General features: G+C 52.2%; 17 protein-coding genes. 6 read left to right on the forward strand and 11 right to left on the reverse strand.

What is annotated here, in order from left to right; genetic code table 11:
- Window positions 1-73 precede the first annotated feature (73 nt).
- The 7 genes from J0X00_RS03030 to J0X00_RS03060 all read right to left on the reverse strand — a co-directional run bounded on the left by J0X00_RS03030 (window position 74) and on the right by J0X00_RS03060 (window position 7,805).
- Entirely contained in the window at window positions 74-793 is a 720-nt protein-coding gene (locus tag J0X00_RS03030) for an SIMPL domain-containing protein (protein ID WP_282476988.1), read from the reverse strand.
- Window positions 794-865: 72 nt separating this feature from the next.
- Entirely contained in the window at window positions 866-2,527 is a 1,662-nt protein-coding gene (locus tag J0X00_RS03035) for a BatD family protein (protein WP_282476989.1), read from the reverse strand.
- A 2-nt stretch (window positions 2,528-2,529) separates the two neighbouring features.
- Window positions 2,530-4,470, reverse strand: coding sequence for a VWA domain-containing protein (locus J0X00_RS03040; protein WP_282476990.1), 1,941 nt, complete (start codon window positions 4,468-4,470; stop codon window positions 2,530-2,532).
- Window positions 4,463-5,431 carry a VWA domain-containing protein gene (locus J0X00_RS03045; protein ID WP_218561737.1) on the reverse strand — a complete coding sequence of 323 codons (969 nt, stop codon included), beginning with the start codon at window positions 5,429-5,431 and terminating at the stop codon, window positions 4,463-4,465. The genes J0X00_RS03040 and J0X00_RS03045 overlap by 8 nt, the downstream gene beginning before the upstream one ends.
- Window positions 5,418-5,903: a DUF4381 domain-containing protein gene (locus tag J0X00_RS03050; RefSeq protein ID WP_136487435.1), complete on the reverse strand. Its 486-nt coding sequence runs from the start codon at window positions 5,901-5,903 to the stop codon at window positions 5,418-5,420. The genes J0X00_RS03045 and J0X00_RS03050 overlap by 14 nt, the downstream gene beginning before the upstream one ends.
- Before the next feature lie 9 nt (window positions 5,904-5,912).
- Window positions 5,913-6,839, reverse strand: a complete 927-nt coding sequence (locus tag J0X00_RS03055; protein ID WP_218561738.1) for a DUF58 domain-containing protein — start codon at window positions 6,837-6,839, stop codon at window positions 5,913-5,915.
- A 9-nt stretch (window positions 6,840-6,848) separates the two neighbouring features.
- On the reverse strand, window positions 6,849-7,805 hold the full coding sequence (locus J0X00_RS03060) for a MoxR family ATPase (protein WP_136487433.1): 957 nt from the start codon (window positions 7,803-7,805) through the stop codon (window positions 6,849-6,851).
- A gap of 483 nt (window positions 7,806-8,288) precedes the next feature.
- On the opposite strand from J0X00_RS03060, the gene J0X00_RS03065 reads away from it, so the two are divergent.
- The gene (locus J0X00_RS03065) at window positions 8,289-10,208 is read left to right on the forward strand and encodes a methyl-accepting chemotaxis protein (protein ID WP_282476991.1); all 1,920 of its coding nucleotides are present in this window, start codon (window positions 8,289-8,291) and stop codon (window positions 10,206-10,208) included.
- Between the two features lie 62 nt (window positions 10,209-10,270).
- A complete protein-coding gene (locus tag J0X00_RS03070; RefSeq protein WP_136487431.1) occupies window positions 10,271-10,471 on the forward strand; it encodes a restriction endonuclease subunit S in 201 nt (66 codons plus the stop codon).
- 248 nt (window positions 10,472-10,719) lie between these two features.
- Here the strand turns inward: J0X00_RS03070 and J0X00_RS03075 are convergent, their stop codons facing one another.
- Entirely contained in the window at window positions 10,720-11,373 is a 654-nt protein-coding gene (locus J0X00_RS03075) for a DsbA family oxidoreductase (protein ID WP_136487430.1), read from the reverse strand.
- A 251-nt stretch (window positions 11,374-11,624) separates the two neighbouring features.
- On the opposite strand from J0X00_RS03075, the gene J0X00_RS03080 reads away from it, so the two are divergent.
- From J0X00_RS03080 to J0X00_RS03090, 3 genes are all read left to right on the forward strand, one after another.
- A complete protein-coding gene (locus J0X00_RS03080) occupies window positions 11,625-12,989 on the forward strand; it encodes an alpha-amylase family glycosyl hydrolase (protein ID WP_282476992.1) in 1,365 nt (454 codons plus the stop codon).
- A gap of 703 nt (window positions 12,990-13,692) precedes the next feature.
- Entirely contained in the window at window positions 13,693-14,925 is a 1,233-nt protein-coding gene (pepT, locus tag J0X00_RS03085) for a peptidase T (protein ID WP_282476275.1), read from the forward strand.
- Between the two features lie 445 nt (window positions 14,926-15,370).
- Window positions 15,371-16,255, forward strand: coding sequence for a mechanosensitive ion channel family protein (locus tag J0X00_RS03090; protein ID WP_136487426.1), 885 nt, complete (start codon window positions 15,371-15,373; stop codon window positions 16,253-16,255).
- Window positions 16,256-16,447: 192 nt separating this feature from the next.
- Here the strand turns inward: J0X00_RS03090 and norR are convergent, their stop codons facing one another.
- Complete coding sequence (gene norR, locus J0X00_RS03095; protein ID WP_218561744.1) at window positions 16,448-18,031, reverse strand: nitric oxide reductase transcriptional regulator NorR; 1,584 nt, start codon at window positions 18,029-18,031, stop codon at window positions 16,448-16,450.
- Between the two features lie 237 nt (window positions 18,032-18,268).
- Between norR and hmpA the strand changes: the two genes are divergently transcribed.
- Window positions 18,269-19,453, forward strand: coding sequence for an NO-inducible flavohemoprotein (hmpA, locus tag J0X00_RS03100; protein WP_282476276.1), 1,185 nt, complete (start codon window positions 18,269-18,271; stop codon window positions 19,451-19,453).
- A 94-nt stretch (window positions 19,454-19,547) separates the two neighbouring features.
- Here the strand turns inward: hmpA and J0X00_RS03105 are convergent, their stop codons facing one another.
- Both J0X00_RS03105 and J0X00_RS03110 read right to left on the reverse strand, forming a co-directional pair.
- Window positions 19,548-20,090 carry a YaeQ family protein gene (locus J0X00_RS03105; RefSeq protein ID WP_218561746.1) on the reverse strand — a complete coding sequence of 181 codons (543 nt, stop codon included), beginning with the start codon at window positions 20,088-20,090 and terminating at the stop codon, window positions 19,548-19,550.
- A gap of 189 nt (window positions 20,091-20,279) precedes the next feature.
- The gene (locus tag J0X00_RS03110) at window positions 20,280-20,489 is read right to left on the reverse strand and encodes a cold-shock protein (RefSeq protein ID WP_000106983.1); all 210 of its coding nucleotides are present in this window, start codon (window positions 20,487-20,489) and stop codon (window positions 20,280-20,282) included.
- Between the last annotated feature and the right edge of the window lie 154 nt (window positions 20,490-20,643).

Raw genomic sequence — 20,643 nt, forward strand, 5'->3', positions numbered from 1 at the left:
GGATTGCGGCTGGCCGATCAAAATGTGAGACCAGCAGCACTCAATTGGTTATTTCAGCTGGTCTATTGCGGGTTCAGTCAGACAAAAAATACTCGATGGTCGATACAACGCGCACTTTCTTGATATGAGGCGTGTTGTTATCCCGGTCAGAAATGGAAAACTGCCCCTGCGTCGCGCGTTTGATTTTGCCCAGGGTACTTTGTGAATCTTTGGCAAATTTTTCGGCAACCTGCCGAGCCTGTAGCGTCGCTTCTTCGACCATTTCCGGCTTGATCTCGTTGAGTCCTGAGAACAGATATTCAATCTGGCTATTGTAGTTGGCTGCGTTAAACACGATGCCTTCTTTACCCAGTTCACCAATCTGGCTGATGGCCTGGCGCACCAGTTCAACATTCGGGCTGTACACCGTCAGCGACTGGGTCGCGAGATAACGCAATTCAACTGGAGAATCTCCGCCGTACTGCTGAGCTTTTTTGTCGATCACCGCAGGAGAGGATAGTGATACCGCATCGGCGCTGATGCCCTGGCGGGCCAGAAACTGCATCACTTGCTGGGTCTGCAGATCAAGCGTGGTGAACAGGCTGGGTAAGTCGTTATCTGCCAGAGTAAACTGAATCGGCCAAATCACGGTATCCGCTGCGACTTCACGCTCTGAAAGGCCTTTCACGGTGACGACCCGTTCATATTCTTTAAACTTAACCGCCGATTGCTGCACATAGTAGCCGAGGGTGGCAAGGCCTAGTAGCAGACACAGACCAAGGATAAGAGAGGATTTAGTGGTTAACTGGGTCATAATACGCTCCGAAATCGATTCTCCCGTCAGCGTAGACGAGCTGACGGGGAATCGTTAAGCGTCAGATCACGTTCACAGCGTTGCTAACGGATCTTTGACCTGTTTTTTGCGTTTGTTCTGCTGCTGTTCTATCCGTTTGGTTAACTGCGCCAGCTCGCGGCTGCTATATGAGCCAGGATTAGCAGAGTACAGTGCCTGGTTGAGTTCGCTCAGTGCCAGTTGCAACTGCGCTTGTTCCTGATCGGTTGTGACCACCTCAGCTTGCCAGCGTTTGAGCGCATGACCGAGAGCAATGCCATCGTTGCCCTGCAGCGCCTGTTGCAGTTGTTGGTAGTTTGAGGAAGCCGTACCGGTTGGCGCCTCTGGTGCTGGCTTGCCCGGTTTGCGCATCTGCCATAGCAGCATCACAAAACAGACTATCCAGAGCAGTGCAAACAGGGCGGTCAGATAAGGCCAGTAACCGGGATCTTTTACCGTGACGGTTTGAACCTCGGCAGGAGCAGTGGGGGCCGGAGTTGGTGTCGCGCCGACCACCGTCGGGTTATCACCTGGTTTTACGGTCAGGGTCAGGCCTGCTCCTGTCGTTGTCTGTTGCTGCTTGCGTACCGTATCCCACCAGTTAACCGCGACGGCGGGCAGGGTCACTTCGCCGCTTTGGCGCGGGATGAGAACCTGCTTTACCGTCATGGTGACATCGCCGTTATCTAGGGTATCGAAGACCGGCTTTTCGTCATACACGCGCACTGAATCGGGATAGTTGAGTTTCAGATCCGGCAGTTGCTCCGGTGACAGACCTGTCACCTGCACAGTGATTTCACGGCTAATAGAATCACCGACTTTAGTGACATAGCGGCTGCTTTCAATCGGCTGACTATTGCTGTCCAGCCAGCGCTCTTTCAGCGTCAGCAAGCTGGTGGGCAGCCAGTTGCCCTGATAGTTGTCAGGCTTAGGCTCAACCGTGATGGTGTAGGTTTTCGGCGTAGTGTTGAGCTGAATGATGCGGGTTGAGCCATTAAAGCTGCTGCCATACACCAGGGTGCCGGTCAGGCTCGGCTCGGAGAGGGTAAACTTACCCGCTTTGGTCGCGGTGACGCGAAAGTCCTGATCGACGACCGTGACTTCAATCCCATCCATCACCGTCTGATACTGGTTTGGTTCTCCGGCCGCTTTGAGTTCCATGCCATCCACCTTTGGCGGCGCTATTTGGGGATCCTGCAAACGGCGCGGGTCGGCTTTGATGATCAAGCGGGCTTTGAGCAGCGCGCTCTCATTCGGATATAAGGTCGAGCGTGATAACTGACTCCGTACTTCGACCAGATCATCGCTGCCCGGAGCCGTTTCATCATTGCTCACCTGAATCGTAATCGGCTGAGTTTTTTCTCCGTTCAGCTCAAAGCTCGGAATCGTCACTGTGCCGATCTGATTGGCTGCCAGTGAGACGGTCCACTCACTGCGATTGGTGCGGGTGCCGTTGATAATGTTAATGGATGAGCCAAAGCTGGGACGGCTCATAAAGAAATCTTTGTCTAACGGGCTGAAGTCGATATCGTCTGACGACGCTTTGTCCTCACTGACCACTTTAAGCTGAAAGACTTCATTTTTGGCCACCTTATTCTTACTGACGCTGGCGTAGAAAGCCGCACTGGCGCTCAGGCTGAACATGCAAAAAACTAGCACCGTCAGCCCGGTGATTAGGTGACGGACGAATGAAAGACGGCGGAATAATAATTTCATGATCACCACTTCTTACCTTGAGTTTGTGGAGGCTCTCTGTCTTGTGCCTGAAAATAAAGTTGGGCGCGCAATAGCTGGCTGGGATCGCGGGCGCTTTCGACTTGCTCGAGCTTACGTAATTCAGGATCGATCGGCTGCGTGGTGGCCTGGGTTGCAGACGCTGCCCGGTTATCTGAATCGTCCGCTTTTGCCTGACTCGCCTGTGCCTGCTGAGCTTGTGGGCGGGCCGTGGATGGCTGTTCGGCTGACTGCTTAGCGGATGATTGCTTAGCGGATGATTGCTTATCGCTCTGTTGCTGACTGGTGGCAGAGCCTGAGTGAGCCTGCTCTTTTTGATCGGTTTGAGCGCCCGGATTGTCTGGTGACGACGTAGGCTGGTTCGGTTTATTTTGCTCTTGGGCAGACGCAGGATTGTTCGACGACGGCTGAGAAGCGGATGTTTGATTTGGTTGCTCAGCGGTGTCGGGGTTCTGTCCGGCGTTTGGCTGCTTATCTGACCCCGAGTGCGATCCTGAGTTTCCTGATGGCGACTTATCGGCGCTGTTGTACTGATTCGGTTGTGACTTATCCGTGTCAGAGCCAGACTTTGGTTGCTGTTGCTGTTGCTTCAGCGCCTGCTCGACGACCTGCAGGTTATGCTTTGCGTCGCTGTTGTCTGGTTCAGCCTGCAGAACCTGTTGGTAAAGCTGCTTGGCTTTGTCTAACTGACCAGCCTGCGCGTAGGCGTTGGCAAGGTTGTATTGTGCCTGCGGCGAAGGCTGTGCCAGCTGTGACAGAGCATTAATCGCGCCTTGGTAGTCTTTGGCCTGATAGCGTGCGATCCCTTGCCATTCGGGGTCTGAGAACTGCTCGGCGGCGGCTGCGAAATCCTTTTGCTGATAGGACTGCATAGCCTGCTGGTCTGCGTTGAGCCAGGGGGATGCCTCGGCACGTTGTGGTGGCATCGTCAGGCCGGTTGAAAGTAACAGTACAAAGATAAAACCACGTCGGAATAACAGTAAAGCCGGGCAAAGCAGCAGCAGGACCAGCCAGTAACCGTTATTGACATGGTCACTCACGGTTTGGCTGTTTTTCTTGCCGGTCAGCGGACGTTCATTTTGCGTGGCCGCCAGCAGGCGTTCGACATCGGAGCCGTCGGCACGGTACGGGGTAAAGATACCGTCCAGCTGCGTAGCCAGCGATTGCATCGTACTAAAGTCGGTTTTCGCGACCACGGTCTGCCCGGCGTCAGTTTTGAGCAGCGAGCCGTCCGGCAGAGTAATCGGTGCGCCGTCACGGGTGCCAAGGCCAAGGATCATCAGCCGGTAGTGAGTCCCCTGCAGCAATGTTTCGATCGCCTGACTTTCCTGATTGTCGAGATCATCAGCCAGGACGATGATATCGCCCCGACGCAGCCCGGCATTGTTGAGCATGGTGATCGCCTGCTCGACTCCGCTGGCGGCATTCGCTCCGGGGTAGGGCATGATTTCCGGCGACAGGCTCGGGATCAGATTCGCTATGGTCGCACTGTCACTGGTCAACGGGCTGACCGTATAGGCATCGCCGCTATATGCGATTAAGGCGGTGCTGCCTTCCTGCCATCCTTTGAGCAGATCCAGCACTTTATAGCGTGCCTGTGCCAGGCGATTGGGTTTGATATCGGTGGCATGCATCGACAACGACATATCCATCACTACCACGCGTGCGTTGCTGGCCGAGTAGCTTGGCCTTGCTTGCTTTTCAAAACTCGGGCCTGCCAGGGCCAGTACAGCGACCAGCCAGCATATGGCAATAAGGGTCAGCGCGCGGCGCTGCTTATTGTCGCCCGATAAGCCGAGAGCGGCCGCCAGATGCGGCGCTATCAGGCTTTGATGACGCGCTCTGCGTGCCAGCCAGCCCAGTAAAAGAGCGAGTGGCACCAGGGCAGTCAGCCACCATGGCGAGAGGAAAATAAAATCAGACATGGTTTCTCCTCACAATAATCACCACCAGAGAAAGCAGCAGCGCCAGCGCGAGCGGATAAGCAAACCATTCGGTTTGCGGGCGCCAGGTTTGGGTCGCATTGGTGATGGGCTCCAGCTGATTGATGGTGTCGTAGATAGTCTGCAGATCCTGTTGGTTACGGGCGCGGAAATAGCGTCCGCCGGTGGTATCTGCAATCGCTTTGAGCGTCTTTTCGTCCAGATCCTGCGCCGTATTGACCTTACGGCTCATAAAGAAGTCTTTAACCATCATTTCGCCCGCACCCACTCCGACGGTGTAAATCGTGGTGTGGTATTTCTTGGCAATGGTGGCCGCTTCCATCGGATCCATCACTCCGGAAGTGTTACTGCCGTCACTGAGCAAAATCATCACGCGCTGCGGCGCATCGCCGTCAATAAAGGTTTTGGTCGCCAGACCAATCCCTTCACCAATGGCGGTTTTGGTACCGATCAGGCGCAACACGGCGCGGTTCAACTGCTCTGAGATGGTGTTGCGATCCAGTGTTAATGGGGTTTGCAGGTAGGCATGATCTGCAAACAAGATAAGCCCCAGACGGTCACCTTCCCGTTTACGAATGAAGTCCGACAACACCTGCTTGACCGCACTTAAACGATCAATGAACTGGTCACCGGATTTCATATCTTCCTGGCTCATCGAATAAGAGAGGTCGACCACCAGCATCAGATCGCGGTGTTTGGGTGAAGTCGTCACCGGGTCGCCATACCAGACCGGGCGGGCTGCCGCGGTGAGCAGGCAAATCCAGATAGCAACGGCAAGGGCTTTGATCCACCAATGACGAGGTTTCGCGCTGACCGTTTGCGCGGGAAGGTAGGGCAGATGTATCGCCGCTTGTTGTTTTATCGCTGGTGAGAAGCGATAGATCAGCAGCGGCAGGGGCAGCAGAACAAACAGCCACCAGAAAACGAACTCAATGTTTGCCAACGCTCGAAGGTCTCCGTTTTTTTGGTGGCAAAGCGTCCTGAACCCAAACGTAACAGTCCGCAACGAGTGCTTTGGCATCCGCTACAGGTTGTTTCTGGTATAAGGCTTGCTGCCACACGGTTTCATTCGGTACAAACAGCGGACGGCCGAGTTGTTCGTCCAGAAAGTTGTACCACTCTTTGCCCGTCAGATGAGCAATCTGGTCACGCGGAAAATAACAAAGCGCCGCTTGTCTGAGCAGTTCAATCGCCGAAGAGGGCGTATTGCTCAGGTGCGGATTGAGCAGACGTAGCGCGGTTTTTTGCGGCGCGATACGTTTTCGCTTCCAGCGTACCATCAGCAGGGAAAATACAACGACGCATAACAGGCCGGCTGCGAGTGCCCACCATCCCCAGGCTAAAGGCCACCAGGAAGGCTCTGAAGGGAGATGCAGCGCGTTTAATTCAAGCGGCGTCGAAGGTGTTTGCTTCATAGTTTTAAGTTATCCGGACAATTGTTGTAGCAAAGGACGCTCACAGGAGAGTGAACGATAATCTATCGCCAGAGACTGGCAGAGTGATTTTAGTTTTTCTTTTTGAGATTCAAAGGCTTTTTTGATCCCATTCCGGGTACTATTTGCGGAAAAGTTGAGCCAGCGCGTCTGTTGGTGATCGCTGACCCGCTCAACGCCACGAAAAGCGGTGTGGCCCTGCTCCAGCGGGTCAAAAATATGCACCAGGCGCACACGGTTATGGCGGTTGAGTTGACTGAACAGCGGGCGCAATGAATCGTCAAAACGGACAAAGTCGCTGATCATAATGACCTCGCTGCCTTTCGGGCACATCCGGTTGAGAGTTTGCATCGCGCTATGCATCGCAGGGGGAGCGCTTTGGGCCTGGGCCAGCGCGCGTTGCTGGGCGTCAACCAGACTTGCCATTAACTGCAATGGCCCTTTGCGGCGACTGGTCGGCTTGATTTCCAGTTGCTCATGGCCGAGGTCGATGACGGCACCGATACGATCTTTTTGCGCCACCGACAGCCAGCTCAGCAGGCTGGCAAAGTGTGCGGCCTGAACCGATTTGAGCATCAGGCGTGAGCCAAACTGCATCGACGGGCTCAGATCGATATAGAGGATGACCGGCTTTTCCTGCTCTTCGGTGAACAGCTTGGTATGCGGTTTTCCGGTGCGCGCCGTGACCCGCCAGTCGATCGTACGGATGTCGTCGCCCGGTTGATACTGACGCACTTCGGCAAAGTCCATGCCGCGTCCCAGACGGCGGCCCTGGTGCTGGCCGGCCATATGTGACCACAGGCTGCGCGCCGGAGGCAGCCATTTCACCGTTTGTTGCTGGTAGGGCAGCAGCTCTTCCAGACACAGGGTCACACCGTTGGCATGTTCGGGCAGCAGATGAGGCTGATGTGTTGCCATGCTGATGTCCTACGCGCTGCCTACCAGAGATAACAGGTGGGCAATCACCTGATTAGGGTGAACGCCTTCGGCCTGGGCCTGATACGTCAGCAGCAGGCGGTGGCGCAGTACCGGAAAGACCATGCTCTGGACATCTTCCGGGCTGACAAAATCCCGGCCCTGTAACCAGGCATGCGCGCGCGCACAGCGATCCAGTGCTATGGTGGCACGCGGGCTGACACCCAGTTCAATCCATTGCGCCAGTTGCGCGTCGTATTGTGCGGGGTTACGGGTCGCCATGACCAGACGAATCAGGTAATGCTCAATCGACTCCGCCATATGAATATTGAGTACTTCCTGGCGGGCAGCGAAAATCTGCTCCTGAGTGATAACCGGTGGCGTTACTTCGGCGGTGCCTTTCGCTTCGCCGCGGTTAAGACGCAGAATCGCCAGTTCATGCTCGGCATCCGGATAGTCGACATCCAGGTGAAGCAGAAAACGGTCCAGTTGCGCTTCCGGCAGCGGATACGTGCCTTCCTGTTCAATCGGGTTTTGCGTCGCCATCACCAGAAACAGTTCCGGCAGGCGGTAGGTCTGGCGTCCGGCGGTGATTTGTTTTTCTGCCATGGCTTCCAACATCGCGGCCTGAACTTTGGCCGGCGCGCGGTTGATTTCATCCGCCAGGATCAGCGAATTGAAAATCGGCCCGGCCTGAAAGGTGAATTCACCGGTTTCAGGACGATAAATATCCGTCCCGGTTAGATCGGCAGGCAGCAGATCGGGCGTGAACTGAATGCGGTGAAAATCGCCTTCAATGCAGTCTGCCAGGGATTTTACCGCCCTGGTTTTTGCCAGGCCCGGCGGACCTTCAACCAGGATATGCCCATCAGCCAAGAGTGCGACCAGCAGTTGCTCAACCAGGGATTGCTGACCGATAACCTGTTGATTCAGATAATTCTGTAATGTTTGAAAAGTGTGTGACTGCATGTAACTCAACTCTCCTTCGAGCTTTTAATCTCTGCCTACATTCGGCAGTTAGTACCGGATTTGTAACAAAAAGTTCCAACGATTTTTTGAGTCGCTCTCTAAACGGCCAATTGTTAGACAAATTGGGGCTCAGCTTAAAGGCCAATCATGGGCTGAACCCCCGCTCTTTCTTCACCTCGGTTATGGCAGGGTATCTGAAATCCACTAGACTCAAATTACTTGGCACAAATCTCACTTATGATTCAATTTTGATATATGATTCATTTGTTTTCATAAAAATAAGAGTTGAATCTCAAGTCTTAATCAGATTGGCCGATAATTCATCACGGGTAGTGTGTTTACTAAGATCTCGCGTTTTTACCAAGGTCTAGCGTTTTACCAAGGTCCAGTATTTACCAGGGTCCAGTGGCGCCATCAAGGTAATGCTACATAACTAAGGTAATAGCGCGCCCAAGTCAGCTTAAGCCATTTAAGGCGAGGAAAATGTTAAAATTCAATAATATAACGATTAAACAGAAAGTGGTGTTAGGGATAACCTTTGCCGTACTGGCATCCACCATCATTATGGGGGTTATTGCGCAGCGTCAGTCTCGAGCGGCCTTGCAGCATCAGCTGGTGGATGTTGAGTTACCGACTATGCTGGCACAAATCGGCGAGCAGATTGATCGTGAAGTGAGTACGTTACTGCAAGCGGCGAAACAATTGGCGCAAAATGAGTACATCAAGCAGGCGATCGTCTCAACCGATCGCGAGCCAGGCAGTGAAGCTCGTCTGGTTAAACAGCTCAACAATGTCGTCGGACAGTACCAGCTTAACGATGCATCGGTGGCGAACCGCGACACCGCTTATTACTGGAATCAGAACGGCTTTCTGCGTCAGCTGACCCGTGATCAGGATGGCTGGTTCTTTAACTTTACCTCGTCAGGCCAGGCCACCATGGTTAGCATGTTCCAGGAGCCGTCGACCGGTGAAGTGAAGATGTTCGCCAACTATCAGGACCTTTCCAGCAACAGTTTGTCCGGCCTGTCTAAATCGATGGATGACATGGTAAAGCTGCTCAACAGTTTCCAGATTGAGCAAACCGGCTTTGTGTTCCTGGCGGATGCCAAAGGCAAAGTACAGATTCATCGTCAAAAACAGCAGGCCAATGCCACGCTGCGATCTTTATACGGTGCACAGGCGGATGCATTGCTTAATCAATCCGGTTTTAATCTGATTCATGCTGATTATCAGGGGCAGCCGGTATTCGTTGCCAGCCTTTATATCCCGTCGATGGACTGGTTTGTGGTGGGTAATGTACCGGTTGAGGAAGTGTTTGCTGAACTCGACCAGATGACTCGTCGCATGCTGCTGATCACCTTCGGGGTGGCTGCGCTGTTTATTGGCCTGGGTTTTGTGCTCGCCAACAGTATCGTCAATCCGATTCGCCAACTGGCGCAGCGTTTTAGTGAACTCGGCCAGGGGGATGGCGATCTTTCCCAGCGTATCATCGTTGACGGCAATGACGAAATCGCTCAGCTATCTGCCGGTTTTAATGGCTTTATTGATAAGATTCATCACTCGATTAAAGAAGTGGCGTCGACCAGCAGTTCGCTGCAACAAGCCGCGCAGACGGTCTCTGACAAGGCCAGCACGACGCATGATAACAGTCAAATGCAGCGTGATCAGACCATTCAGGTGGTTGCTGCCATCAACCAGATGGGCGCGACGATTGCAGAGATCGCCTCTAACGCTGCGACTGCTGCCGATACCGCCAGCCAGGCATCGGATAACACCCGGGAAGGACGAGGTGTGGTGGCTCGCTCGAAAGATTCCATCAATCGCCTTGCAACCGATATTGAACAGACTGGTCGGGTGGTAGAAGAACTGGCGGCGACGACGCAGCAGATCGGCTCGATTCTGGATGTGATTCGTGACGTTTCCGAGCAGACCAATCTGCTGGCGCTGAATGCCGCGATTGAAGCCGCGCGTGCCGGTGAACAGGGACGTGGTTTTGCTGTGGTTGCCGATGAAGTCCGTAACCTGGCCAGTCGCACCGCTTCATCGACAGAGCAGATTCAGAAGATGATCGACAAGCTGCAAAGTGATGCCAAAAATGCAGTAACAGCGATGACGGCAGGCAAAGCATTGACATCGGAAAGTGTCGCTTCTTCCGATGAAGCGGTGCAGGTGCTGGTGGCAATTTCTGAACGGATTAACGATATTTCGGATCGTAATACCCAAGTAGCGACCGCCACCGAAGAGCAGTCGACCGTGGTCTACACCATTAACCAGAATATTGAAGAGATCAACGCGATTAATGAAGTAACCACAGGAACCGCGGAAGAGTTGGCTGCGGCCAGTCGCGATCTGAGTCAATTGTCTGCGCGTCTGGATAAGATGGTGGGCAGTTTTAAGCTCTAGAATCAGAGTGGCGAGTTAGGTACACTCTGGCTCAGTAATTAAAATCTTATTAGGTAAGCACGATGAGCGATTTTGAAAAAGAACTGGAGCTGATGGCTGAGGAAGCGGGCGAAGAACAAGAAGTCCCATTGCCAACGCTGGAAGAGCAAAAAGCGATTGCACAGGAACTGAAACAACTGGAAGCAGACGGCAAACTGACGCCGGAAGTTCTCGAGCAGTATTTCGGTAAATTTTTCTCGAAAAGTGACGCGCCGATTCACTAATTGTTCTGTTGAAACCAACCGTTCTTTCGAGAGCAACAGTTGTGTTGAGACTAACTGTTTTCTTGAGACTAACAGGTCTCTAGAGACAAATAGCTCGCGTACGCTTAAAATCTCGCAGCATGTTTTAAAGGCACCTGAATTCAGGTGCCTTTTTGTTATGTTTACACTATTCGTTTATGCCAAACCATTCACTTGTGTCAAAGCATTCGTTTAGGGCAAATCATTCGTTTAGGGTAAACCATTGGGCTTTAATGCGTCGACGCTTTGCTGCTGATTTCCTGCAATACGCTAAGCAGATTTTCGGTGGTCTGCGCGCCGGAGATCAGATGACGCTGATCGAGAATGATTGCCGGTACCGCCTGAATTCCGGCCTGCAGCCACTGCTGTTCGGTATTGGCAACCGTCTTTGCCCAGGACTCATCATGCAGGATCTGCCGGCACTGCCCCCTCTCTAGGCCGACCTGCTCAGCCAAGTCCAGCAATACCTCTTCATCATCCATTGCCTGACCACGGGTAAAGTAAGCGTCAAACAGCGCCATTTGCAATTCTGCCTGTTTGTGATGTTGATTCGCCCAAAGTAATAGCTGGTGGGCTTTGCGGGTGTTGTAGATACGCATGTCATCAAAAAATCGGAAAGTGAAACCGACTTCTTGACCTAAGCGCAGCAAAGTGTCCCGTGCCGCGATGCTTGATTGGGTCGATGTGCCGTACTTACGGGCCAGGTGCTCACGCAGATTTTCTCCGCCTTGTGGCAGGGTTGGATTGAGCTCAAAGGGGTGCCAGTGAATCTCCGCCCGGATTTGTCCGGACAGAATAGCCAGCGCCGCCTCCAGGCGCTTATAACCGATAATGCACCAGGGGCAGACAACGTCGGAGACGATATCAATTCGGACAGTGCGCATGTCAGGCTCCAGGTTTGTCTAAATATTGAACAACTAAGTATAGCTTTTGCATGGTTTTCTAACTTGGGAGTGAGTCAAACTTTAACCAAAGGGGAGCAAAATGGATGTCCTACGCCCTGACTCTCAACCGTAAATTATTCTCCAAAGGGGGATTTACCTATGTTTGGTCGATTTATAATCAGCGTCAATGTTAGCAAGCCGCCTTATTTATTTCGTATTCTTCGCTTGCTAAAGTAGAAGGAGTTTGGCTCATGAACAGTGTTCAACCGACCGATGTCATTTTACATGCCTTTGACTGGCCCTACGGTCTGGTCACTCAGCGGGCAGATCTTATTCGCCAGTCTGGCTACAAAGCGGTACTCGTCTCACCTCCGATGAAATCGTATCAAACTAAATCAGGTACGCCCTGGTGGCAGCGCTATCAGCCACAGGATTATCGCCTGATCGATAACCAGTTAGGCAATACCGAAGATTTTACTTTAATGATCAATACACTAAGCTCATTCGGCATCCTGGTGTATATCGATGTGGTCTTTAACCATATGGCCAATGAGTCGAAGCAACGATTCGATCTGCAATACCCGAGCAGCCAGGACATTAAGGCGTATCAAAAAAAACCGCGCTACTACCAGAAACAGCGACTATTCGGCGATCTGTCCGAGCCTTTATTTGAAGAGGATGATTTTGTTGAAGCGTTCGGGATTCTCGACTGGAAGGACAAATGGCAGGTACAGAATGGCCGCATTACCGGCGGGCCGCATGATCAGGGATTACCGACTTTGCGCGACAATCCTCATGTCGTAGAGCAGCAGAGAAACTATCTGCTGGCGATGAAGCAACTCGGGGTGAAGGGGTTTCGGATTGATGCCGCCAAACATATGACCATTGAGCATCTGAAAAAGGTCTGGAGTGAAGATATCACTCATGACGTGCACATTTTTGGGGAAATCATTACCGATGGTGGGGCAACCCATGAAGAATATCGTTTGTTCCTGCAACCCTATCTGGAGGAAACCTCTCTCGGTGCATACGATTTTCCGCTGTTTCAGACCATTTACACTGCGCTGCAGAAGCAAGGCTCCTTAACCGCGCTCATTGATCCTTACTGTTTTGGTGAGGCTCTGTCGAAAGAGCGGGCGATTACGTTTGCCATCACCCATGATATTCCCAACAACGATGTGTTTTCAGACCTGGTGATGTCGCCGCAGCGTGAAGCGCTGGCCTACAGCTACATCCTCGGCCGTGATGGCGGTGTGCCGCTGATTTACGCCGATTTGAATACCAGCGGCTTTTTGCTGGAAGATGACACGCCGCGCTGGGAGCACGCCTGGTGTGATCCAAAAATGGCGGCCAGAATTGCTTTTCACAATCAAATGCATGGGCTGCCAATGGTCCATCTGGAAGCTAACGATGATCTCTTGGTGTTCAGTCGCGGTGAGCGCGGCGTGGTGATCATAAACAAATCAGCCCGCACCCAGAGTATCGACCTGAACTGGCCGCAGACTCTGCTTGATCTGTTAAGTGGTCAGCAGTTTGAATCTGACGGCGAAAAAGTCACGATAGAAACGCCGGCGATGAGCAGCCGAATGTTGTGTTTAGCCAAGGCGCAGAGTTAGGCCATTAAGCTGAGGCTCTGTTTAAAACAGACGACTGGAACTGTGAGAGAAAAAAATAGCCGCGTCACAGGACGCGGCTGAATCTAAGACAGGGAGGGTTTGCCCCCGTACAGACGGGGCAATACGCCGATTAAACGACGTATTGGGTCGCAGTTTTGACAGAGGCTTGTTAATTTTTTTCATAATGTAAGATGCTTGCCAGAATCTGCCCGGTTTTCATCAATCACATATTGCTTCAACTATAATTGAGATGAATATCAACAAACGATAAAACAAAGCAATGGGTGTCGTATGAAAACTTTACCTATTATGGCACTCTGAGTGACTACGATCCTTTCACTGGGTTGTAAGTGGTAGTGTCAGATACGCATACTCTCTGCGGTGGGTAAGCGCCCAGCCGCGCTGAAGACAACGGCTCCGTCATTTGGCGGGGTCGTTTTGTTTTTGAGCTGGTGAGTTGAGCTTTTTCTTTATCTCAAATGCGCTTTCCCCATATCAATAGTATGGACTTAATCCACCAAAACCTGATTTATAGCAACTCTTACTCAGACAGAATCCGTACTATGGATTGCAATTGACTGCGTATATACCCATTCACACGCCAGTGCACCTGGTGCGCCGCATTCTGACTCTATCGGGTATAAGCGCATGGTTCCGGTTGGGCTGCCACTCAACGGTATTTTGACAGACAGTGAGATTCGCTATGGAAAATCTGGTCGGGCGTTTTCTGCGCTATGTGACTTATGACACTCAATCTAAACCAAAAAACCATCACTGCCCGAGTTCCACTGGTCAAAAAGCATTTGCCCTGATGCTGCACGATGAGTTACTGGAACTGGGCTTGAGCGAGGTGACGCTCGATCAGCATGGTTACGTGATGACCAAGCTGAAATCGAATGTGGATTATGCTGTTCCGGCGATTGGCTTTATCGCCCATATGGATACGGCGCCGGATGCGTCAGGCAAGAACATCAAGCCGCAAATTGTGGAAAATTATCAGGGCGGCGATATTGCCCTCGGGCGCGGCGATGAAGTGTTGTCGCCGATCCACTATCCGGAACTGCATCATTTGCACGGCTTTAACCTCATCACCACAGACGGAAAAACCTTACTCGGTGCGGATGATAAGGCCGGAGTCGCGGAGATCATCACCGCGTTAGCAGTGCTAATTGCTCATCCGGAGATTGAGCACGGTGACATCTGCGTCGCTTTCACCCCGGATGAGGAGATTGGCCGGGGTGCGCACCATTTTGATGTCAAAAAGTTTGGCGCGCAGTGGGCCTATACCGTTGATGGTGGCCCGGTCGGCGAACTGGAGTATGAGAACTTTCATGCCGCGACTGCATCGGTCATTTGTCACGGGGTCTGCGTTCATCCCGGCACGGCGAAAAACAAGCTGGTAAATGCGATGCAGATTGCAGCACGCTTTATCCTGATGATGCCGGAGCAGGAAACGCCGGAGCACACCGACGGCTATGAGGGCTTCTATCACCTTGCCGCGGCCAAAATGGCGGTCGCAAAGTCAGAACTCGATTACCTGTTGCGTGATTTTGAACGCGAAGGGCTGGAGGCTCGTAAGCGGTGCATGCAGGACATCGTGAGTACGCTCAACAGCCAACTGAAAAAAGGCCGGGTGGAGCTTATCATTCACGATTGCTATGCCAACATGAAAGAGAAAATAGCGCCGCATCCGCACATTATTGAACTGGCGCAAGCTGCGATGGAGGAGTGCGGTGTCGAGCCGCTGATCAAGCCGATTCGCGGTGGTACCGATGGCGCGCGTCTCTCCTTTATGGGCCTGCCGTGTCCGAACCTGTTTACCGGCGGTTATAACTTCCACGGGATTCATGAGTTTATTACCATCGAAGGTATGGAGCGGGCGGTTGAAGTGCTGGTTAAGCTGGCCCAGAAAACCGCCCAGCGTTATCAGAGTTAGCTTCCGTTACGAACGGTTATGAGTTACGAACGGTTATGAGCGACAACCGCGTTTAATCCTGCCTCATCAATGGTCTCACGCCGCGCCTTTTTGCCGCGGCGTTTTTATTGGCTGCCGGTCAGTGTCAGCGGCACAAACCGATCTGGTGAGCAAGTGAGCGGCTATGAATAAATATTGAGCATGAAGCTTGCCGTGTTTTGATAAAGTGCATAATTCCGGGTAACCAAGCCGACACTTGTGCGGCCATTGGGTATACTCTGGCGAGCTGTCAGTCAGGTTATTACTCATAATAATGGACGGGTTGCATAGAGTCACTGCGGCGGGACTTTAGGGTCCGAATCGATTATCAGGCCGCAGGTTCAGTGGACGCTCGGGCTAACGCCCGGCACCCACTGATGATAAGTTGGGCTGCTCATCAAGTCATGTAACAAGATAGGATTAGGGAATGGAGAAGCTTAACGTTATCGTTGAATATCTGCTCACACACAAATTGATATTCTCGGCCATTATTCTGGCGGTGATGATTTTGCTGCGTCGGGTGGCTTTGGCGCGCATCCGCGGCGATGGCGCTTTTCTCAGCGAGCATCAGCGTAAATGGATGTCGAGCACCAAAAACGGGACCTTTGTGGCGACCCTGTTTATATTGTTTGCCTTGTGGCAACCGGAAATCAGTGAATTTGCGCTTTCCGTTGCGGCAATTGCGGTGGCGATTGTGGTGGCGTCGAAAGAGATTATCTTGTGTTTCACCGGTTCAATCCAGCGTGCCAGTTCACGCTCATTTCGTATCGGCGACTGGATTGAAGTCGGCAAACTGAGCGGGGAAGTGATCGAACACAACATGATGGCGACTGTGATTCAGGAGATCGATTTGCAGAACGGGCGTTATCATTACACCGGTAAAACCGCCACCTTGCCGAACAGTATGTTTTTTACCTTTCCGGTCAAAAACCTCAACTTCATGAAGCGCTATGTATTCCACAATTTCAGTATTGTGGTGCCGGATTTCGTCAATCTGTATCCGCTGCTGCCGGCGCTTAATGCCCGGATTGAAGAGCACTTTGCGCACTTTATCGATGTGGCACGCCGCTATAATGCCATGATTGAAAAGCATGCCGGCGTTGATCTGCCGAGTGCTGACCCGCACATCGATATCACCTCCACCATGACCGGCGAGCAGGTGGTCAACGTGATGATTTTCTGTCCGACTGAGCGGGCCACCGATCTGGAGCAACTGATTCGGCGCGATTTTATGTATGAATATGAGCAGGCCTTTAGCCAGCCGGCTGATGTGGCATCGCCGTCCGAACCACAACCTGTGTCAGTTCAATAAGTGTGTTCTGTTCAGTAACCGTTTTTAGCGTAGTCACCGTTCTTACGCGGTAACGGCTCTTGCTCAATCAGTATGCTGTGTACAATAACGTAAGGGGGATAAGCGATTATCCCCCTTGTTGTATCTGCGTAATGGTGTTTCTGCACATTGCTGCTTGTGGGCATTGGCGCTGCTGGCCAATGGCACCAGACGTTACTGGCGCTTGATGTCGTGGGTTGTGGTGACTTCTATGCCCAGTCGTTTTGCCAGCCGGGTGAGGTTGGCTCTGTCCATTTGTAGCTGACGTCCTGCTTTGGCCCAGTTGAAGTCTGCCTGAGTCAGTGCTTCACTGATCAAGCGGCGCTGAAATTCATCGGTGGCCTCGCGCAGCCCCTGATTGAGAGGAAGCTCTCGCTCTGCCTGCACCGGACTCGTCTCAATCCGCGGATGCGTTGTGCCCTCGAGTAGTCCGATATCTTCAGTGCTTACGGTCACCAGCGGCTGCTGAGGATGACGCGCCCGCGCTTTGAGCGCCGCGCGGTTAATCACATGTTCCAATTCGCGCACGTTGCCGGGCCAGTTATAGCCGATGAGGTAACGCAGTGCCGCCTGCTGGATTTTCAACTGCACGATACCGAGCTTGCGGCGGGCGATTTCCAGCAGGTAGCCTGCGAGCAGCGTGATGTCGCCGTTGCGTTCACGCAGCGGCGGCACATAGATCGGATACACACTCAGACGGTGATATAAGTCGGCGCGAAAACGGCCCGCCTCGACTTCATGTTTCAGATCGCGGTTGGTGGCCGCCAGAATACGGACATCAATGGTTTGCACCTTATCCATGCCCACCGGCTGAATCTCATTATTTTGCAGCGCACGCAGAATCTTGCTCTGCGCTGCCAGCGGCAGCTCGCCGATTTCATCGAGGAATAGCGTTCCGCCGTTCGCCAGTGCGAACTTACCCATACGATCACGATCAGCACCGGTAAAGGCGCCTTTGACATGGCCAAACAACTCACTCTCGACCAGGTTTTCCGGAATGGCGGCACAGTTGACATAGATCAGCGGTTGGCGGCGGCGAGCTGACTGGTGATGGATGGTCCGCGCCACTAATTCTTTACCGACACCGGTCTCGCCATGGATAAGAATATTGAACTGGGAGGGGGCAACCACATCCAAATCGCTTTTCATCGCCTGCATTGCGCTGCTTTGACCAATCAGCTCGCTGCCGTCTCGTTCCCAGGCCTCTTCATTCAACTCTTCAAGACGCAGCTGAGTCTGCTTGGCTTGAGCTTCAAGCTGGGAAAAGGTCAGCGCCATTTTCAGGGTAGACGCCGCAATTGCCGACAATACTTCCAGACTGCGTTCAGGGATCCGTTCAAAGGCATTGGGAGTCAGGCTGTCCAGCGTCAGGACCCCGAGCAGGCTGTCACCAAATCGTAAAGGCAGCCCCATGCAGGAGTGCATTGGCAGATCGTCGTCATGATCGAGCAGCAGGCCGTCAAACGGGTCAGGTAGCGGACAATCGGCATTGAAGCGCACCGGAGCCGATGAATGACAGATTTGCTCCAGGCGTGGATGCTCCGCAATCAGAAAACGGCGTCCCATGGTGTCGCGGGTCAGACCTTGCATCGCGAGAGGGATCAAGGTCTCTTTTTGCAGTGACATCAGGGCTACGCAATCGCACTGAATGGTTTTTCGTACCGCATCCAGCAGACGGTTAAAACGGTCTTCATCATTGAGTCCGCTGGCGAGTCCGATGGTCATATCGACCAGGGTGGAAATGGAGAAATCCGGCATAAGCATGTCCGATGGTGTTTTTTGATATTGTAGTGTCAAAATGACATGAAATAAACGAGTTATTTTGACATTTTTATCGTGGCGATATTTCAATCAAATTTATGTTTTTCAGTGAGATAGAAAGTGGCATTGAACCTGCAATATCGGTTACAGAAGAATCGACGTCAGGTCTCAGGCCACACATTTACAGTGGTCAGCCCGCCTGACATTATCTCAAAAAATGGGGAACATCATTTTATGCTCAATGACCATACTATCGCGATTGTAAAAAGTACCATTCCACTGCTTGAATCCGCCGGCCCGGCTCTGACCCGCCATTTTTATCACCGTATGTTCAGCCATAATCCTGAGCTGCAGAATATTTTCAACATGACGCACCAAAAGACGGGCCGTCAGAGTGTGGCTTTGTTTGAAGCCATCGCAGCGTATGCCAAACACATCGACAGCCTGGAAGCCCTGAGCAGCGCGGTAGAACGCATTGCGCACAAGCACACCAGTTTCAATATCCAGCCGGATCATTACCAAATTGTCGGCCATCACCTGATTGAGACCCTGCGTGAACTGGCTCCGGAGGCGTTTACTGCTGAAGTTGAGCAAGCCTGGACCGATGCTTATTTGTTCCTGGCCAAAGTGTTTATCGATCGTGAAGGTGAACTGTATCTGCAGCGTAAACAGGCAGCCGGTGGCTGGCAGAATGCCCGTCCGTTTGTGGTCAGTGAGAAGCGGATTGAATCCGAGCTGGTCACCAGTTTTGTCCTGACGCCGCAAGATGGCCTGCCAGTGCTGGAGTACCTGCCAGGTCAGTACATTAGTATTGAAGTGACGCCGCTTGGTTCGGCCTACAAAGAGATTCGCCAGTATTCGTTGTCGCAGGCGAGTAATGGTCAAGACTATCGTATTTCGGTGAAACGTGAAGGCGCTGAGAGCGAGTTTGCGGGCCTGGTGTCGAATCACCTTCATGCTGCGGTGCAAGAAGGCGATATTGTTAACCTGTACGCTCCGGCGGGCGATTTCCATTATGTCGAACGTGAGCGTTCTGTGGTGCTGATTTCAGCGGGTGTCGGCGCGACTCCGATGCAGGCGATGCTGCAGACATTGGCTAAACAGGGTAAACAGGAAGTGACTTATCTGCATGCGTGTCATTCTCCCTCCCAGCACTCTTTTGTTGATGAAACCGCGACGCTGGTGGCTACCCAACAGTGGCAGCAACATATCTGGTATCTGCAAGGCGAGCAGGGCGAATCACGTCAGGGCCAGATGCAATTGACGGATGTTGAACTACCGTTGGCTGAGGGGGATTTCTACCTGTGTGGCCCGGTGGCGTTTATGCAAAATATCGTCGCGCAGCTGGGTCAGTTAGGGGTTAATCCGGAGCGCATCCACTATGAGATGTTCGGCCCGCACGCAACGCTGACGGCATAAAGCGCATCAAGCCAAAACATATAAACAAAAGGCCCGTGAAGGGCCTTTTTGCTGCTGCATACTATCCGCCAAGAGCAGAGGGGGGGCCTGCCGCTTATTCAGGCAGTGACTGCAACACATCAAAGGTCAGTTCATGACTGCCCAGGTCACCCTCGACAAACAAAGAGTGACCACTGATCATCACAGACAAGTCCATGGTGCGTTTTGGTTCGGCCGCCATTGCGCTGATCACTTCCGGATCGAAGCGCACGATCTCAGCCTGATGGTAACTGAGTTTACCTTTGTTCTGCTGCCACCAGATGTCAGATTTCACCTGATAAGTATATACCTTGGTTACCGCACTCTGACGTGTCACTTTTTTAACACGCTCTACGTCCGGCTCACCTAGCTCAATCCACAACAGGTTGTGGTCAGCCAGGTCTTTTTGCCAAATGTCCGGTTCAGCGGTGGTTGAGATGCCTTTGGTAAACTGTAAGTCCGGGTGAGCGTTGAGACAGAATGCCATCACGCGGGCCATCATACGCTCATTGGTTTCAGACGGGTGTAACGCTACAGTGAGGTTGAGAGTATCGTAGTGATCACGGTTGATGTCCGACAGGGAAAGGCGGAATTTATAGATAGTGGGTTTAAGTGCCATGAAAATGCTTACGTCAGAGAAAATGCTCAGGCCGAAGAACTTAACTTACGTCAGATAAAACGTACGTCAGATAAAACTGATGTCGGATAAAACAGGTACGTAAGCAACGAAGCCGGAGAAATTTTGCGAGTCCCAGAAACGAAAATAGCCAGCTCTGTGAGCTGGCTACTATATATTTGGTCAGTTCAATTACAGAACTTTGATGCTTTCAGCTTGTGGGCCTTTTTGGCCTTGAGTGATTACGAACTCAACTTTTTGACCTTCAGCTAGAGTGCGGAAACCGTCACCTTGGATTGCGCTGAAGTGAGCAAAAACGTCAGGACCGTTTTCTTGCTTGATAAAACCAAAACCTTTAGTTTCGTTGAACCATTTAACGGTACCAGTAACTGGAGTAGACATAGTGTAAATCCTAAATCAAAATTTAAATATCGCCGACATTGGCGCGGATAGCGTGGAAAAGTAGCTTGCTATGCGTACGACACTACGGGACTTACAAGTAATCCAACGAAACAATGTGTATACAAAGAACTTCATTTCTAGCTGCTATCGAGTC

Origin of the sequence: Vibrio sp. ABG19, assembly GCF_029962385.1 — a bacterium.
GTDB classification, from domain to species: Bacteria; Pseudomonadota; Gammaproteobacteria; order Enterobacterales; family Vibrionaceae; genus Vibrio; species Vibrio ostreae.

Excerpts from the sequence above, each read along its gene's own strand:
- J0X00_RS03090 (WP_136487426.1), top strand. The coding sequence starts at position 15,371 with ATGGAGAAGCTTAACGTTATCGTTGAATATCTGCTCACACACAAATTG.
- J0X00_RS03065 (WP_282476991.1), top strand. The coding sequence starts at position 8,289 with ATGTTAAAATTCAATAATATAACGATTAAACAGAAAGTGGTGTTAGGG.
- J0X00_RS03040 (WP_282476990.1), bottom strand. The coding sequence starts at position 4,470 with ATGTCTGATTTTATTTTCCTCTCGCCATGGTGGCTGACTGCCCTGGTG.
- hmpA (WP_282476276.1), top strand. The coding sequence starts at position 18,269 with ATGCTCAATGACCATACTATCGCGATTGTAAAAAGTACCATTCCACTG.
- pepT (WP_282476275.1), top strand. The coding sequence starts at position 13,693 with ATGGAAAATCTGGTCGGGCGTTTTCTGCGCTATGTGACTTATGACACT.
- norR (WP_218561744.1), bottom strand. The coding sequence starts at position 18,031 with ATGCCGGATTTCTCCATTTCCACCCTGGTCGATATGACCATCGGACTC.
- J0X00_RS03070 (WP_136487431.1), top strand. The coding sequence starts at position 10,271 with ATGAGCGATTTTGAAAAAGAACTGGAGCTGATGGCTGAGGAAGCGGGC.
- J0X00_RS03050 (WP_136487435.1), bottom strand. The coding sequence starts at position 5,903 with ATGAAGCAAACACCTTCGACGCCGCTTGAATTAAACGCGCTGCATCTC.
- J0X00_RS03110 (WP_000106983.1), bottom strand. The coding sequence starts at position 20,489 with ATGTCTACTCCAGTTACTGGTACCGTTAAATGGTTCAACGAAACTAAA.
- J0X00_RS03030 (WP_282476988.1), bottom strand. The coding sequence starts at position 793 with ATGACCCAGTTAACCACTAAATCCTCTCTTATCCTTGGTCTGTGTCTG.
- J0X00_RS03035 (WP_282476989.1), bottom strand. The coding sequence starts at position 2,527 with ATGAAATTATTATTCCGCCGTCTTTCATTCGTCCGTCACCTAATCACC.
- J0X00_RS03105 (WP_218561746.1), bottom strand. The coding sequence starts at position 20,090 with ATGGCACTTAAACCCACTATCTATAAATTCCGCCTTTCCCTGTCGGAC.
- J0X00_RS03060 (WP_136487433.1), bottom strand. The coding sequence starts at position 7,805 with ATGCAGTCACACACTTTTCAAACATTACAGAATTATCTGAATCAACAG.
- J0X00_RS03080 (WP_282476992.1), top strand. The coding sequence starts at position 11,625 with ATGAACAGTGTTCAACCGACCGATGTCATTTTACATGCCTTTGACTGG.
- J0X00_RS03055 (WP_218561738.1), bottom strand. The coding sequence starts at position 6,839 with ATGGCAACACATCAGCCTCATCTGCTGCCCGAACATGCCAACGGTGTG.
- J0X00_RS03075 (WP_136487430.1), bottom strand. The coding sequence starts at position 11,373 with ATGCGCACTGTCCGAATTGATATCGTCTCCGACGTTGTCTGCCCCTGG.